Consider the following 15,638-nt stretch of genomic DNA (forward strand, 5'->3'; position numbering starts at 1 on the left):
CTTAACTTATTAACAACCCTGCAAGTTTTTTATAAGCATTTGCCATATCACTATCAGGAAAGGCTTGTACAACAGTCATTCCCATTCCCTCTGCTTTTTGCACTGCTCCATTTCTTTCTACATGAAACAAAACATCTGCACCGATTTCTTCTGCCGCTTTTTCTACTAGCTCTTTTTCACCTTCAAAATTCTTAGCATTAAAAATTAACCCTTTAAGCTTTGCATATCCTATCTTCCCAAAGTTTTTTACTGCATGTGATATGTTTGTTGCTGCATATAAAGACATCATCTCTCCAGATGTAACTATGCAAACTTCATCAGCATATCCACCTCTTATAGGCATTGCAAAACCGCCACACACAACATCACCTAAAACATCATATATTACAACATCGGGATTATAAGTTTCGTAAGCTTTTAATTCCTTAAGTTTTTCAAAGGCAGTTATTATCCCTCTTCCAGCGCAACCTATGCCTGGAGTTGGACCACCTGCTTCAACACATAAAACCCCCGAACTACTTTCAAAAACTAAATCCTCCAAAGTTAAGGGTTTATTTCCTAATGTTCTTAGGGTCTCTAAAACAGTAGGTATAGACTCGCCATTAGTTAAATTTCTTGTGGAATCCGCCTTAGGATCGCACCCTATCTGCATAACCCTATAACCCATAGCTGCCAAAGCAGCAGATATATTAGAAACAGTAGTGGATTTTCCTATTCCACCTTTACCATATATAGCTATTCTCTTCATTTTCTCCTCCATTAATGATACAATTAGATATCGATAATTATTTTCAATTAGTTTCTTAAATTATATCAATAGAGCTTCTTTTATGAAAATGGATTAATATTAAATATATGATGGACTATTATTTAAACCCATATAATAAGCTCTTATACTTTTAAAGCATACTCTATTCTCATGTATAAAAAGAAAGCCATAGCAAAAACGCTATGACTCACATATTCTATGCTATATCTAATTTTTTATCAATTATCTTAGCTACATAAAAAAATGCTCCTAATAACAATCCTAATTTGACTATTATTGAAAATATATTTATATGTATTTCTAATCCAAATACCGATTGTCCTGCATTTAATAAATTAGCACTCCAAGTTACTAATCTCTGGGCATCAAATACAAAAGTTCCTATAGGTCTAACTGTAGTTATATAATTATTGCTAAGAAGGGATATAAAAAATAATAAAAATGTTATTCCTACACCTAAAATGAATATTATATTTCTATTCCTTATCCTACTCTTTAAAAATACAATTGTAAAAACTACTATCATATAAATGATTATACTATATATAAGCAGACTAAATAGATTACTATAATCAAGAAACACTCCATGGAATCCAGTTTTTATTAGTGCCTTCAATAATATAAATACATACCCAACTAAAGTAAAGGACATTTGCACTAATATAAACTCAATTATTTTTGCACATAAAAACTTCCTTCCTGATATCCCACTTGATAATATTAGTTTTCCTTCTCTATTTATTAATACATTTCCTATAGAAACAAAGTGAATGAATGTATTTACAATTAGAATTATTTTTATTAATCCTGATGCTGTTTCATCAAAAATCATCCAATTACCTATGGATGTAACTACAAATACACCTAAGTATACTATTAGCTCTATTAAATATATAAATCTTAACTCTCTAATACTAAACTTTATTATGTTTCTCATATCCTTCTCCTAAACCACATCAAGTTTTTTGTCTATTGCTTTTGAGGCTAAAATAAAAGTACCTGCTAAGATTCCTAATTTAGGTAAAGCTGAGAATACGTTTATTTTTATTCTCCAACCAAATATGCCTTGTCCCATATTAAGCATTTTTCCTACGCTATATACAAACTTCTCCATCTTAATTGAAATAGTTCCAAAATTCAAATCTTGTAGTATATGAAAATTAAACTTAAAAAGTACATACATTGTTAGTATAGTTATTCCAATTCCCAGTAAAGATGAACTTAGAACGCCATTTAGCTTAGTTCTTATTAATATGATAGAGATTAGTAATACTATATATATTATAAGACTATAATCAAATAGGCTTATATAATTTAAGACTTCAGATAAAACCCTCCATAACTCATTTGATATTACAATTAATCTTAAGGAAATTATTAATCCTAGTATGCTAGTTAGTAATTGAACTATAGAAAACTCAATTATTTTAGATAAAATAAATTTCTTACCTGAAATGTCAGTTAAAAATAACAGTTTACTTTTTCTATCAGATAATTGAATATTGGTAATTACTATATTAAACCCCAAATGAATAATCATAATGTAGGTTGAAAATAACACTAGCATATTTCTGTACTCGTTCACACCCATCCCAACTTTGTAACTCACTCCATTTTCATTTATAGTACCTTTACTATTCCATATCATAAATGAAGCCATTAATGTTACTATAACTATCTCCCAAAAATAAAACCATCTAACCTCTTTAAAATTATATTTCAATAGCTTTAACATACCTTCTCCCCCTTATAAATCCCTTTATATACATCATCTAGTGAAGCGCTATTTTTAGCTCTTAAGGTTTCAACTTCCTCTTTTAAAAATATGCTGCCATCTTTTAAAAAGGCTACCTCATCTAGTATTCTCTCAAGTTCATATATTTGGTGGGTAGTTATTATCATAGAAACTTCACCGTCTAAATTGTCTATAATAATATCAAGTATTTCTTCTCTAGCTAAAGGATCTACCCCTGATAAAGGTTCATCTAATATAAATAGTTTTGCCTTTCTACTTAAGGTAAGTGCAAGCGCAAACTTCTCATAAGTTCCTTTAGATAAGTTATTAATTTTATCCTTCTCTTCAATTCCTAGAGTTTTTAGTAGGTTTTTAACTTTTATTTCATCAAAATCCTCAAAAAAATCTTTATAAAACTCAACTCCGTCTTTTACCCTCATCCATCTACTGAATATATTTTTATCTTGAAGCATTGCAACTAAGTTTTTTGTCTCTACACCAGCTTCTATTTCATCAATTAATATTTTTCCTTGGGTTGGTTTTAAAAAACTTTCTATAAGATTAAGTAAAGTTGTTTTTCCACATCCATTGGGTCCTAATAACCCTAATACTTTCCCTTTTTCTAAAGATAAGTTAATATCTTTAAGTATTAGCTTCTGACCATATGACTTTGATAATCCCATTATCTCTAAAATATTACTCATAAATTCTCCCCCTAAAACTTCTCATTAATTAGATTCACTACTTCTTCTTTGTTTAAGCCAAGTTCCTTCATATTAGTTATAAAGGATTCTAAAAGTTCTTTTGCGTTCTCTTTCTTTAATTTATCTATTATCTCTCTATCTTCAGTTACATACTTACCTAACCCTCTTTGAGTATATATAAGTCTTTCAAGTTCAAGCTCTCCATATACCCTTTGTATAGTATTAGGATTAACCTTTAATCTACTGGCTAGCTCTCTTACAGATTCTAGCTTTTCCCCCATCTCTAGTTCCTCTGAGATTATCTTCTTTTTTATATAATTAACTATTTGAAGGTATATTGGTTCTCTATTATTAAATTCAAAATCTATTTCTTTCACCTCCACGACTACTGTATTAATTAAATAGTACAGTAGTCGTGGATAAATTGTCAAGTATTTCAAAAATAAAAACCACAGAAAAAATTCTGCGGCCTTTAAATATATTATTACTCCCCTTTTTCAATCGCCTTTATAGATTCAGCAAATTGTGGTAGGTGCTTTTTATGTGCTAATAACATTTCATTTAATAATTCTCTAGCTACTTTTCCACTTGGGACTAATGGATTAATTGTGAAAGCGTGAAGTGCTGTTCCATAATTTCCTGTTACAGCTGCCTCTATAGTTGTAAGTTCCATTGCCTTCATTATTTGAAGCATTCCTGATGCCGCTGGTTTGAAATCTCCCCATGCTATTGGTTGAGGACCTGCTGCTGTAATTATAGAAGATACTTCAACTACACAATCATCTGGTAAATCTTTTATAGCTCCATTATTTTTTGTACTAACAACCATATCTGTTCTTTTATCATTATAAATAGAATTGATTACTTCGCAAGCAGCATCACTATAATATGCTCCTCCACGTTTCATAAGTTGTTCTGGTTTATAGTCAAGCTTTGGATCTTTATAAAGTTCAAATAATTCAGCTTCAGTACGCTTAACAACCTCAGCTCTTGTACCGTTATCTTTAAAGTCCTCTAATTCTTCTTTTAACATATCATCAGTTATATAGTAATAACGATGATACGAACATGGTAATATTCCAAGATCTCTTATTTGTTGAGACATAAAGGATATATTTTTAATATTAGCAACCCCTAATTTTTCTTGCTCTTTAACATGTTCTGGTTTATACATTTGCATAAAGTCTTTTTCTGTTCCATATAAACCTTCAATAGCTTCAGCTGTTAGCTCGTTACCTTGTCTATCCCAAACTCTATGCCAGTGGAAATGATTTAGTCCAGCAAATTTAAAGTATAAATCTTCTTCTTTCTTTTCTAAAGCATTTGAAGCAAGCTTTCTAGCTGATATAGGAACATTACATAAACCTACAACTTTGTCCCAATTACCATATCTAATAACTGCTTCTGTAATCATTCCTGATGGATTAGTAAAGTTTATAAGCCAAGCATTAGGGCATAATTCTTTCATGTCTTCTACTATATCTAGAATTACAGGTACAGTTCTGAACGCTTTAAACATTCCACCTGCTCCATTGGTTTCTTGTCCTATTATTCCATGACTTAGTGGAATTCTCTCATCCTTTATTCTTGCATCTAATAGACCTACACGGAATTGCGTTGATACAAAATCTGCATCTTTTAAAGCTTCTCTTCTATCTAATGTTAAATAAACCTTCCAATCAAGACCTGCTGCTTTAACCATTCTTTGAGCCATTGATCCTACTATTTCTAGTTTTTCTTTTCCCTCTTCAATATCAACAAGCCAAATCTCCCCTATAGGAAGTTCATCCTTTCTTTTAATATATCCTTCAATTAATTCTGGAGTATAACTTGATCCTCCACCTATTGTAACTATTTTAATTTTACCTTTTCCCATTGTTATTCCTCCTTCTTATTTATGAAAATGACAAGCTATTTAAGCTTGTCATTAAAATACATATATAATTTTACATTTCTACAGAATCAGAAACTGCTGTTTCTTCTGCTGCTTCTTGTTCTTGTTTAAGATTTATAGCATCTTGTTTCTTAAAGAACGGGAAGTATATAACTGTTGAAATTACCATAATAATTGCTTGCAATAATGCACCTCTCCATCCTAAAACCAATAAACCTGATATTATAGGTGGAGTTGTCCAAGGAACTGTTACACCTGAGAATGGAGGTACCATTCCTGTCTTTATAGCTAAATAACAAATAATAGCTGTTACTGTTGGTGCCGCAACAAAAGGTACAAACATTAATGGATTCATTACTATTGGGAAACCGAATATAACTGGTTCGTTAATATTAAATAATCCAGGTACTAAAGCTATTTTACCTAATGACTTCGATTGTGCTGATTTTCCTGCAATTAACATTGCAAACACTAATCCTAAAGTTAATCCTGAACCACCAAATTGTAAGAATAACGATCTAAATTGCTCAGTAACTACTGTTGCTCCATTTGCTATTGTTAATTCTTGTCCTGCTTCTATTATTGATTGGTTAGTTGCCATATTAGCAGTTGTTAATGCTGTAAATACGCTTCCAACTATTTGTGATCCATGAACTCCAAACCACCAGAAGAATGGTACAAGGAATCCTAATACAAGAGCTCCTACAAATGAGTCTGAGAAACCTTGAAGTGGAGTTTGAAGTACTTTATATATCCATTCGATTAAAGTAGTATTTAAAGCAACTTTAAAGAATTGGTAAACTACAGTTGCTCCAACAATTATAACTAATCCTGGTATTAAAGCTGCAAATTGGTTTGAAACCCCTGCTGGAACACCATCTGGTAGTTTTATTGTTATCTTCTTTCTTAAGAACCAAGTATATACCCAACCTACAATTAAACCAATTATGATAGCGGCAACCATACCCTTACCACCTAGCCAAGTTCTAGGTATAACCCCTGTAACTGTTGTTACAGCCTTAGTAGTAGGATCTGTTACACTTGAAAATTGATCTAAAGTTAAGAAAAATACAACTTCTGCTATTATTCCTGCTGCTACAGGTTCGTAATCTTCATTTTTAACATATATATATGCTATACCAAATACAGCAAACACTGCTAAAATATTAAAGCTTGAATTATATGCTTGTAATAATGGAGCTGTCCAATTCTTTCCGAATTGAGCTGCCATCCAATTATTGAATGCTGGTATAGGAAGTTGAGCAAGTAATAAGAAAACTGATCCTATTAAAGTAAGAGGCAACGTATACATTATACCGTCTTTTACTGCTACTACACCTTTTAAACTAACAAATTTCATTACACCTTCTATTATCTTTTCTGAGAAATTTGAAGATTTGTCCATTTTTAAATCCTCCTTGAGTAAATAAATTTTTTAAAATAATTAAGTTTCTATAATTGCTGATTTTTATTTTTCTAACATTTTTAATGCGAAATCTAAGACCTTGTCTCCTTTCATCATTCCATAATCAACAGAATTAATCACATCAATTGGAACTCCTTTTGCAGAGCAAAGTTTCTTAGCTGCTGGTAATTTATATCTAACCTGCGGACCTAACAAAGCCACATCTATACCTTCTTCTAATTTCTTAGACATAGTTGATTCTGGAAATGCTTCTATCCTTGCTTCGACACCCTTATTTTTTGCTGCTTCTTGCATTTTTGCAACTAAAACGCTTGTTGACATTCCTGCAGCGCAAAATAATGTTATTTTAATCATATCTATCACCTCACCTTCCAAAACTTATTTTAGATAAATACTTATATATAAACTAATAAAAATTAGTTTTTAACTAATGTGTTAACAATCTTTCTTAATTCAATGATCTGCCCAATAAGATTTTTTTCACTTATAGCAGTCATTAAATGATCTTGAGCATGTACAAATAATACGCCTATCTCTGTTTTCTCTCCAGCAGCTTCTTTTTGTAATAAGCTTGTCTGAGCATTATGTGCAACCTCTAGAGCCTCGTCTGCTTTTTCCATTAGTTCATTTGCTTCTTCGTATTTACCTTCATTTACTTTTTCAAGAGCTTCATATGCACTTGCTTTTGCATCTCCAGCATTTATTATTAAATTCATTACTACCATTTCTAATTCAGTCATTAATTACTTCCTCCATTTCTTTTCAAATTTACATTAATTCAATTCATCAACATCATTCTAATAAATCTTTTATCTTATGACAACCTTTTCACCACCTTTAGGTTTGAAGTTTCAGATTATTCAATTTTTTATAGTAAAACTTGAAATTTTAATCCAAACTTATACTTATAGGTTCTAATACCCTATTTTTCACATAGGCTATTACTTAATATTTTTTAACATAAAAATAGGATTGGAACTTTTTTTGTTCCAATCCTAAAAATATTAATTTTCTAATATAAACTTTTCTATTAATTGTGCTACTCCATCTTCTTCATTAGATAATGTAACATACTGAGCTATAGATTTAATTTCTTCTGTTGCATTCCCCATAGCTACCCCTAATCCAGCAAACTCAATCATATGTTTATCATTGCCTTCATCTCCAACACAGATAACCTCGCTTTTATCTATTCCTAGATAATCTGCTAAAGCTTTTACTCCAGCACCTTTATTGCAATCTTTATGCACAAATTCTAAAAAAGCAACATTACTTCTAAGTATACTATATTGTTCATATAACTCTTTAGGCAGTAACTCTATAGCCTTGTTTAAAACTTCTGGCTCATCAATCATCATAAACTTTCCTATTTCATCATCCTCGTCCACTTCATCTAACTCTTTTACTGTTAGCTTTAGGCAATTTCTATCAGCTACTTGCTGAGTATATCTTGTATTCTTAGGAGTAAATAAACCATTTTTTAATGATATTCCTAATATATTAACTCCCACATCTCTACTAACCTTACGAAGTATCTTTCCATCTTTTCCTGATAGAGCTTTAAAGTTTATTATTTCTTTTGTCTCAGTATTTTGAATTAATGCTCCGTTATAACTTAATACATAATTTCCATCAGATATTAAATCTAAATCCTTAAGGTATCCATATATTCCATCTATAGATCTACCTGAGGCTAATACTACTTTTACACCTTTTGCCTTGGCTTTTTTTATTGCATTTTTTGTTCTTTCAGATATGCTTTTATCATCTCTTAGAAGAGTTCCATCCATATCCATCGCTATTAATTTATACATAAATTACCTCCCCATATACTATAGAAACTAGTTTTATTATCACATAGCTCTTTAAAAATACCAAGTAGTTTTCATATGATGAAATTTTATTCTACCATTAATTATTTGATGAAAATTTTCAATTATTATGTTATACTATTGCGGATAGCGTAAATATAAATGAAAAGGAATGAGAAGTATTGATTACAGTAACTAATGTAAGCTTAAGATATGGCGACAAAAAACTATTTGAAGATGTAAATATCAAATTTACTCCTGGAAACTGTTATGGAGTTATAGGTGCTAATGGAGCAGGTAAAAGTACCTTTTTAAAGGTTTTATCTGGTGATGTTCAACCTAACACAGGAGATGTATCTATTCCAAAGGATATTAGAATGTCCGTTTTAAAACAGGACCATTATGAATATGATGAATACCCTGTTCTTGAAACTGTTATAAGAGGAAATGAAAGACTTTATGAAATAATGAGAGAAAAAGATGAGCTTTATGCAAAACCAGATTTCTCAGACGAAGATGGTATAAAAGCCTCTGAACTTGAAGGTGAATTTGCTGACCTAAATGGTTGGGAAGCAGAATCTGATGCTTCATCTTTATTACAAGGTTTAGGAATTACTACAGATCTTCACGATAAGAAAGTTTCAGAACTTACTGGTGGAGATAAGATTAAGGTTTTACTAGCTCAAGCTTTATTCGGAAACCCAGGTATACTTATCCTAGATGAGCCTACTAACCACTTAGACATTAAATCAATTAACTGGTTAGAAGAGTTCTTAATAAACTTTGAAGGAACAGTTATAGTTGTATCCCATGATAGACACTTCTTAAACAAAGTATGTACTCACATGGCTGACGTTGACTTTGGTAAGATTAAATTATATGTAGGTAACTATGATTTCTGGTATGAATCAAGCCAACTTGCATTACAAATGTCTAAGGATCAAAACAAGAAGAAAGAAGAAAAAATAAAAGAATTACAAGAATTTATAGCTAGATTTAGTGCTAATGCTTCTAAATCTAAACAAGCTACTTCTCGTAAGAAACTTCTTGATAAAATAACCTTAGATGACATTCAACCATCTAGCAGAAGATATCCTTTCGTTGGTTTTAAACCAGAAAGAGAAGTTGGTAATGATATTCTTAGAATTGAAGGACTAACTAAATCTATAGATGGAGTTAAAGTATTAGATAATGTAAACCTCTTTGTAAACAAAGGAGATAAAATAGCTTTCGTAGGTGATGAAATAGGTATAACAACCTTATTTAAAATCCTTATGGATGAATTAGAAGCAGATGCTGGAGAATTCAAATGGGGAGTAACTATAACAAAAGCATATTTCCCTAAAGACAACTCTCAGTTCTTTAATGATGTAAATCTAAACTTAGTTGATTGGTTAAGACAATATTCTGATGAAAAATCCGAAAGTTATTTAAGAGGATTTTTAGGAAGAATGTTATTCTCTGGAGACGAAGCTCTTAAAGAAGCTAAAGTTTTATCTGGAGGAGAAAAGGTTAGATGTATGTTATCTAAAATGATGCTATCAAGTGCTAATGTACTTATTTTAGACCAACCTACAAACCACTTGGACCTTGAATCTATAACTGCTGTAAATAATGGTTTAAGAGACTATAAGAGTAATTTATTATTCACATCTCATGACCATCAATTTATAGAAACTATAGCTAACAGAATCATTGAAGTAACTCCTGAAGGAACTATCATAGATAAGCAAATGTCTTACGATGAATACTTAGAGTGGAAAAAATAATATAATATAAAGATAAGCGAGCAGTAATCTGCTCGCTTAATTTTATGCTATAATCTAATTGGGGAAAGATTTGTTTTAATTCATTTGTATTGTTTAAGAAATTTTCCGTTTCTTTTTAACCTTTTGCCGAAGGTTATTTATATAAAGTTTAAACTCGAACATTTTCTTTTCCCTTTTAAATGATTTAATAACTAATCATTTAAAATTATCCTCTTGATTTTCCACCTGATATATTTACAGTTGTACCTGTTATATAATCAGCTCTATCTGATATTAGATAAGTAACTAAATTACCTATATCATCTAACTTTCCCGCTCTTCCTAGTGGAATCACTTTACTGTAGTCAGTATTTAACTGATCTGGTTTTACTCCTCTTGTATAAGCTAAGGCCTCATTATATGCTGGTGAAGTAAGCCCTGTAGGTTCATTAATTCCCGGTGCAACACCAACTACTCTGATGTTATATGCTCCAAGCTCTTTTGCCCATGACCTAGTAAATCCATTTACGGCTCCCTTTGTAGCTGAATAACAACTTTGCCCTGCTGATCCTTCCATACCAGCTTCTGATGTTATATTTATTATTGTTCCTTTATTCTGTTTAAGCATTTGTTTTACAACAGCTTGGGTACAGAAAAACAATCCTTTTTGATTAACTGCAACCATAAAATCAAAATCTTTTTCATTCAATTCATATTCTGGTTTCTGTCCCTTCAAATCTACCAATAGCCTTGGTAAATTAACTCCTGCATTATTTACGAGAGCATCTATTTTCCCGTATTTATCAAGGATGGTTTTAACCATTTTCTCTACACTATCTTTTTTAGTTATATCACACTTTACATTAAAGACCCCATCTTCACTGTCTCCTGTCTCTACACTTAAGTCACTTATAGCAACTTTTGCTCCTGCATCAATAAGCTGTTTAGCAATATGTTTGCCTATGCCTGATGCGCCTCCAGTCACTATTACTACATTATCTTCAATACCTAACCATGTTCTGTTAGTTTCCATCTATAATTCCCCCTTATTATGCTCTTACTATTTCTATAACTGATCCTATCTCTATAGAAGGAATATCACTACTTTCAATAAACAACGTGCCTGCAACATTTGCTTCATCTTCACCAGTGAATTTGAGAGTAATATGCCCTAACTCTTTTAAATTAGGATTAACAGCCTCTCCTACTGCAGTTATCTTAAAAGCTTTTCCATCAATCTTTAAAATATCTTTTTTATGAATATCAGTGTATAGCACATTTTCATCATGAATAAAACAATAATCTATAAGCTCCTCTGGAGCATCTCCTTTAAAAGTAATGAACATATTATGAGAGAAAAATTCCTTAGCATTTTTTCCGATATTTGTTATAACTGTTTTATATACTAACTCCATAATATTAATTCCTTTCGATTTTATAATTTATGCAGAATATAATCCAAAACTTGCTAACCACGCTACTATAACTGTAGGAGCACCAGTTAAAAATCTTGAGTATAGCACAGAGGGAACACCTACTTGAACTGTCTCTGGTTCTGCTTCTGCTAAGCCTAAACCTACTGGTATAAAGTCAGCTGCACATTGTGCATTTATTGCAAATAACGCTGGCAATGCTAAATGAGGTGGTATATTTCCTTTCCCTATTTCAACTCCGATTAAAACTCCTATTATTTGTGCTATAACAGCTCCTGGTCCTAAAAATGGAGAAAGTAACGGAAATGAGCATATAAGTGATAATATTATTAATCCCCAAATAGTTCCCGCTAGTGGAGTAAGTAATGATGCAAAAGCATTTCCTAATCCAGATGCGTTAATTATTCCTATCAACGTTGCAACAAAGGCCATGAAAGGTAATATCGTATGAATAACAGTATCTATTGTATCTCTTCCAGCTTGAAAGAATATTGATGTTATTTTTCCTATACCTATTCCTATTTTAGCTACAAGTCCATCACTCTGTTCACTTATCTTTTTGTCAGTATCAAAACCCATTTTATTTGCCTCCCTTTATAATACTTCTATATTTTTTTCCTTAACGTCAGAAACATATATATCTTCTTTTATAAACATTGCCAAAGGACCACTTTTACCTGTTGCCATAATGTTTACTGTGGGAATCTTTTTTTGTGGATATATGCCGCATCTTAAAGTTCCACCACAATTTATTACAACACAAGCAATTTCTTTATCCTTAACTCCTGTTTTAAATCCATCTACCAATTCACAGCCAGACAACTCTGCTATTTTAACGGCTTCTTTTGGTCTCGATCCCCCAGTTATATATACAACCTTATTTCTTGTCTCATTAGGTTCAACATATATAGGACCGCCCCATCCAGCAGAGCCTTTTGTTATTTTTAATTTCTTATAAGTCATTGTTCCTTCCCCTTTCGATTAATTATTATGCTAACTCAACTGTTTCAGATAACTGAACTCCTTGTTGCTTTTGAACAAACTTAGTTGTAAAGTCTGTAACCCATCCTCTAAAGAAGTTAGTAACCATTCCAACCAAGAAGTATCTAACAGCCAAGTCCGTTGAGGATAATCCTAAGGTTGTTATTCCATTTGCTATTCCTAAGAAAATGAATAATTCACCTGGATTTATATGTGGGAATAATCCGTTCATTGAATGACAAGAAAAAGATGCTGCCGCATAATAGCTTGGCTTATATTTTTCAGGTAAAAACTTTCCTAATGATAATGTCATAGGATTTGCAAAAATAAAAGTTCCAAGTACAGGTAATATCAGATATCTTGTTATTGGGTTTGCAGATGATTTGCTCGCCAACCTATCTATTCTCTCAGTACCTATTAATTTTATTAAAGCATTCATAATTAGTAATAAAGATACTAGTACTGGAACTATACCTGTAACAAAACTTACAAAGGTCTCTCCCCCTGCTCTAAATAATCCCATAAACTTATCAGCAAATTGTGCTAATGCTTGCATTTATAATACCTCCCTAAAATTTTTAATAAATAGTTTTTTCAATTAGTTCTATGTTTTCTTTTTTAACTTCTGTTTGAATTTCTTTTTCCTCCACTCCTTTCTTAAACTGATTAAAGTTATCTATAGCATTTAAAATAGCTACCCTTATTAATTTTTTGTACTGCTTCAAATCTACTTCTGCTAAATCTCCTATTCTCTTTCCTTCCAATCCAGTAAAACCTTTTACTTTGGCTAGAACAGAAATTCCTTGCATTATCTTGCAGTCAAATATCCTATCTTCTTCATCTATATTAATAAGAACTATGGTTCCAGCTTGAAGATATCCTCTTTTTCTTCCTATAGCTACTCTTCCTTTTCTTCTCATATCTATATAATTTTGATTAAAATTTTTAATTTGCATAAACCCAAAAGCAAAATTTAGTATCCAACATATTATTCCTATAAAAATTAACATAACTACATTATTCATTAAAACTTCTCCTTTCTGTTTAAATCTAAGAATTCCTTATAACTTCTTACTTTACAGAGTTCTTCTATAAACTTTTTGTTTTGGCAGATTTTTAAGATCTCTTCGTATACACTTATGACCATATCTGGATCTATGTTGTTTTCATCTGGAACTATAAGCATTATTATCAACCTTACTTCATTTTTCCCCCAAACTATAGGTTCTTCTAATATTCCCATTGAAATGCTGAACTTATCATTTCCGTAGTTTACTGCATGAGGTAATCCCACGTAGTTATCGAAAGCTGTTGGTGATTTATTTTCTCTTTCAATAAGCCTCTTCTTAAAATCTTTATCTAAAGTCAATACTTCTGATAAATTAGTAACCATATAATCTATAGCACCTACATAATCTTTTCTATTAATTATAAAAAACTGCTCCTGTGGTATACTCAGATGTATAAATGGTTTGTCGTAACCTTCATAGCTTGTATTACTATTTTTCAAATTATATTTTCTCTCTATTTCTTTCACTATCTGAGAGTCACTAAATATGGCATTTAGCTTTATAACTATAGGTTTTAGTTCATAATGAATATCAACAGTGGTAAAAATAATGTCATAATTATTTAAAAGCTCTTCTGATACTTCTAAATCAGAGTAGGTATCTATTTTCTTATTGTCTCCTAGTAATTTTCTTAACTTAATATCCAATAATTTTGCAGTACCAATGCCTGTCCCACATATTAAGGCTATATTTTTAATTGAATAATACTTATTATTTCTTCTTTCTACATAGCTTCCAAAATGGAGAGCTATATATCCAACTTCGTCTTCTATTACCTTAACACCATAAAAATCTTCTATTATTTTTGCTGCTACTTTAGCCAAAGTATATGGGAATGGGTAATATCTCTTTATATCTTCAATTAATGGGTTATGGATTGGTAAATTAAAGATAATTCTATTTATTGCAAAGTTTAAATGGTATTTTAAATTTTCACACATATCCGTATCTTCACTTATATCTAAACCCATCTGATTATATATTTCATCTCGTATTTCACCTACAAGTCTCTTGATTGCTGGTGTTATTTTTATCTCAGAATCTGTATTTTTTACTGGAGAATACCTTCCCATTAGAGGTAGTGTTAAATATATGACTTCATTTTCAGATAAACCTATACTCATCTTTTTAGAGATTAAATCTCCAATTTTTTGTGCTAGCTTAAAGTCATCTGTGTATATTAATTCCTTATGTTTTTCATCTAGTTTCTTTATATATTTTTGTTGTTTAATTCTAACTAAAAGAATCATTATAAAACTTAGTATATTTCTTAATACCTCATCTGAGATTTTATAATTATTATTCTTGAATAGGTTTATTAATTGACTTTCTAAGTCCTTATAGATATCTTCTGATATAAAAGTCCAATTATTACTATGCATAGATTCTTTTTCAAAACCTTTACATAAGAAATAAATAAAAAACAATCTCTTATTTATTTCATTCCCTTGAAGAGAAATTCCATCATTAGTTTTACCTTTTATTTGTATATTAAAATTAGTTAGTATGTGAGCTATTTTCTTCAAATCATTTATTAACGTAGTTCTACTCACATTTAACTCTTCAGCTAAATCATCTGTTTTAAAAGTATTTTCCTCGCTTATAAACTTTTTGATAATGTATGAACTTCTATCAGTGGATGTAATTAAGAACTTACAGTTGATTTTATCGTTTATATGCTTTTTTCTAATTTCCTCAAACTTCTCTTTATCATATTTTAATAACCTATACCCCCTATACTTATTATTCTCAACTTGAGCAATATCTTCTGCTAATATTTCATTTAATTGCTTTATATAATTTCTTATAGTTCTGGTGCTTACTTCAAGATATTGGGCAAGTTCTTCTAGCTTAAAATATTCTTTATCCTCCAATTTCATAAGAAGAATCATTAGTTTACTATCTATAGTTACTAGATTCATTACTCTCTTCCTTTCTCCCTCACCTGATAATCTAATCTTAGAATATTTTCTCAAATTAATTAATACATACTTTTTCATTTAACATGTGAAAATTATTTACTAATCTAATTACTTAAATTAATCAAGTTTATTTTTATATAAATTT

16 protein-coding genes and 1 pseudogene are annotated in these 15,638 nt (G+C 30.7%); 1 reads left to right on the plus strand and 16 read right to left on the minus strand.

Annotated elements, in window-relative coordinates; all coding sequences use genetic code 11:
• Window position 1: 1 nt before the first annotated feature.
• From P8F83_RS17190 to yidA, 10 genes are all read right to left on the minus strand, one after another.
• Entirely contained in the window at window positions 2-748 is a 747-nt protein-coding gene (locus P8F83_RS17190) for a nucleotide-binding protein (protein WP_073020220.1), read from the minus strand.
• Window positions 749-965: 217 nt separating this feature from the next.
• The gene (locus tag P8F83_RS17195; protein WP_326512015.1) at window positions 966-1,706 is read right to left on the minus strand and encodes a hypothetical protein; all 741 of its coding nucleotides are present in this window, start codon (window positions 1,704-1,706) and stop codon (window positions 966-968) included.
• A gap of 9 nt (window positions 1,707-1,715) precedes the next feature.
• Entirely contained in the window at window positions 1,716-2,504 is a 789-nt protein-coding gene (locus tag P8F83_RS17200) for a hypothetical protein (RefSeq protein WP_326512016.1), read from the minus strand.
• Window positions 2,498-3,208: an ABC transporter ATP-binding protein gene (locus tag P8F83_RS17205; RefSeq protein WP_326512017.1), complete on the minus strand. Its 711-nt coding sequence runs from the start codon at window positions 3,206-3,208 to the stop codon at window positions 2,498-2,500. The genes P8F83_RS17200 and P8F83_RS17205 overlap by 7 nt, the downstream gene beginning before the upstream one ends.
• Window positions 3,209-3,219: 11 nt before the next feature.
• Entirely contained in the window at window positions 3,220-3,585 is a 366-nt protein-coding gene (locus P8F83_RS17210) for a GntR family transcriptional regulator (protein ID WP_021804251.1), read from the minus strand.
• Between the two features lie 107 nt (window positions 3,586-3,692).
• On the minus strand, window positions 3,693-5,084 hold the full coding sequence (locus tag P8F83_RS17215) for a 6-phospho-beta-glucosidase (protein WP_326512018.1): 1,392 nt from the start codon (window positions 5,082-5,084) through the stop codon (window positions 3,693-3,695).
• A gap of 70 nt (window positions 5,085-5,154) precedes the next feature.
• Window positions 5,155-6,507, minus strand: coding sequence for a PTS sugar transporter subunit IIC (locus P8F83_RS17220; protein ID WP_073020212.1), 1,353 nt, complete (start codon window positions 6,505-6,507; stop codon window positions 5,155-5,157).
• Window positions 6,508-6,570: 63 nt separating this feature from the next.
• Entirely contained in the window at window positions 6,571-6,882 is a 312-nt protein-coding gene (locus P8F83_RS17225; protein WP_326514855.1) for a PTS sugar transporter subunit IIB, read from the minus strand.
• A 62-nt stretch (window positions 6,883-6,944) separates the two neighbouring features.
• Entirely contained in the window at window positions 6,945-7,268 is a 324-nt protein-coding gene (locus tag P8F83_RS17230) for a PTS sugar transporter subunit IIA (RefSeq protein WP_021804247.1), read from the minus strand.
• 264 nt (window positions 7,269-7,532) lie between these two features.
• Window positions 7,533-8,342 (minus strand): sugar-phosphatase, encoded by an 810-nt coding sequence (gene yidA, locus P8F83_RS17235; protein ID WP_326512019.1) that lies wholly within the window; start codon window positions 8,340-8,342, stop codon window positions 7,533-7,535.
• 179 nt (window positions 8,343-8,521) lie between these two features.
• Between yidA and P8F83_RS17240 the strand changes: the two genes are divergently transcribed.
• Entirely contained in the window at window positions 8,522-10,108 is a 1,587-nt protein-coding gene (locus tag P8F83_RS17240) for an ABC-F family ATP-binding cassette domain-containing protein (protein WP_326512020.1), read from the plus strand.
• 205 nt (window positions 10,109-10,313) lie between these two features.
• Here P8F83_RS17240 and P8F83_RS17245 read toward each other — a convergent pair whose 3' ends face one another.
• The 6 genes and pseudogenes from P8F83_RS17245 to P8F83_RS17270 form a co-directional block, all read right to left on the minus strand.
• The gene (locus tag P8F83_RS17245) at window positions 10,314-11,120 is read right to left on the minus strand and encodes an SDR family oxidoreductase (protein WP_326512021.1); all 807 of its coding nucleotides are present in this window, start codon (window positions 11,118-11,120) and stop codon (window positions 10,314-10,316) included.
• A gap of 16 nt (window positions 11,121-11,136) precedes the next feature.
• Entirely contained in the window at window positions 11,137-11,502 is a 366-nt protein-coding gene (locus tag P8F83_RS17250) for a PTS glucitol/sorbitol transporter subunit IIA (RefSeq protein WP_326512022.1), read from the minus strand.
• A gap of 27 nt (window positions 11,503-11,529) precedes the next feature.
• Window positions 11,530-12,483, minus strand: a pseudogene (gene srlE / locus P8F83_RS17255) (PTS glucitol/sorbitol transporter subunit IIB).
• Window positions 12,484-12,508: 25 nt separating this feature from the next.
• On the minus strand, window positions 12,509-13,057 hold the full coding sequence (gene srlA / locus P8F83_RS17260) for a PTS glucitol/sorbitol transporter subunit IIC (protein WP_073020196.1): 549 nt from the start codon (window positions 13,055-13,057) through the stop codon (window positions 12,509-12,511).
• A gap of 22 nt (window positions 13,058-13,079) precedes the next feature.
• Window positions 13,080-13,526 carry a transcriptional regulator GutM gene (locus tag P8F83_RS17265; RefSeq protein WP_326512023.1) on the minus strand — a complete coding sequence of 149 codons (447 nt, stop codon included), beginning with the start codon at window positions 13,524-13,526 and terminating at the stop codon, window positions 13,080-13,082.
• Entirely contained in the window at window positions 13,526-15,571 is a 2,046-nt protein-coding gene (locus P8F83_RS17270) for a BglG family transcription antiterminator (protein ID WP_326512024.1), read from the minus strand. The genes P8F83_RS17265 and P8F83_RS17270 overlap by 1 nt, the downstream gene beginning before the upstream one ends.
• Between the last annotated feature and the right edge of the window lie 67 nt (window positions 15,572-15,638).

This window comes from Clostridium intestinale, assembly GCF_035905475.1.
GTDB classification, from domain to species: Bacteria; Bacillota; Clostridia; order Clostridiales; family Clostridiaceae; genus Clostridium_T; species Clostridium_T intestinale.

What these genes read in the sequence shown, in the direction of transcription:
- P8F83_RS17190 (WP_073020220.1), bottom strand. Translation starts at nt 748, where the DNA reads ATGAAGAGAATAGCTATATATGGTAAAGGTGGAATAGGAAAATCCACT.
- P8F83_RS17195 (WP_326512015.1), bottom strand. Translation starts at nt 1,706, where the DNA reads ATGAGAAACATAATAAAGTTTAGTATTAGAGAGTTAAGATTTATATAT.
- P8F83_RS17200 (WP_326512016.1), bottom strand. Translation starts at nt 2,504, where the DNA reads ATGTTAAAGCTATTGAAATATAATTTTAAAGAGGTTAGATGGTTTTAT.
- P8F83_RS17205 (WP_326512017.1), bottom strand. Translation starts at nt 3,208, where the DNA reads ATGAGTAATATTTTAGAGATAATGGGATTATCAAAGTCATATGGTCAG.
- P8F83_RS17215 (WP_326512018.1), bottom strand. Translation starts at nt 5,084, where the DNA reads ATGGGAAAAGGTAAAATTAAAATAGTTACAATAGGTGGAGGATCAAGT.
- P8F83_RS17220 (WP_073020212.1), bottom strand. Translation starts at nt 6,507, where the DNA reads ATGGACAAATCTTCAAATTTCTCAGAAAAGATAATAGAAGGTGTAATG.
- P8F83_RS17225 (WP_326514855.1), bottom strand. Translation starts at nt 6,882, where the DNA reads ATGATTAAAATAACATTATTTTGCGCTGCAGGAATGTCAACAAGCGTT.
- P8F83_RS17230 (WP_021804247.1), bottom strand. Translation starts at nt 7,268, where the DNA reads ATGACTGAATTAGAAATGGTAGTAATGAATTTAATAATAAATGCTGGA.
- yidA (WP_326512019.1), bottom strand. Translation starts at nt 8,342, where the DNA reads ATGTATAAATTAATAGCGATGGATATGGATGGAACTCTTCTAAGAGAT.
- P8F83_RS17245 (WP_326512021.1), bottom strand. Translation starts at nt 11,120, where the DNA reads ATGGAAACTAACAGAACATGGTTAGGTATTGAAGATAATGTAGTAATA.
- P8F83_RS17250 (WP_326512022.1), bottom strand. Translation starts at nt 11,502, where the DNA reads ATGGAGTTAGTATATAAAACAGTTATAACAAATATCGGAAAAAATGCT.
- srlA (WP_073020196.1), bottom strand. Translation starts at nt 13,057, where the DNA reads ATGCAAGCATTAGCACAATTTGCTGATAAGTTTATGGGATTATTTAGA.
- P8F83_RS17265 (WP_326512023.1), bottom strand. Translation starts at nt 13,526, where the DNA reads ATGAATAATGTAGTTATGTTAATTTTTATAGGAATAATATGTTGGATA.
- P8F83_RS17270 (WP_326512024.1), bottom strand. Translation starts at nt 15,571, where the DNA reads ATGAAAAAGTATGTATTAATTAATTTGAGAAAATATTCTAAGATTAGA.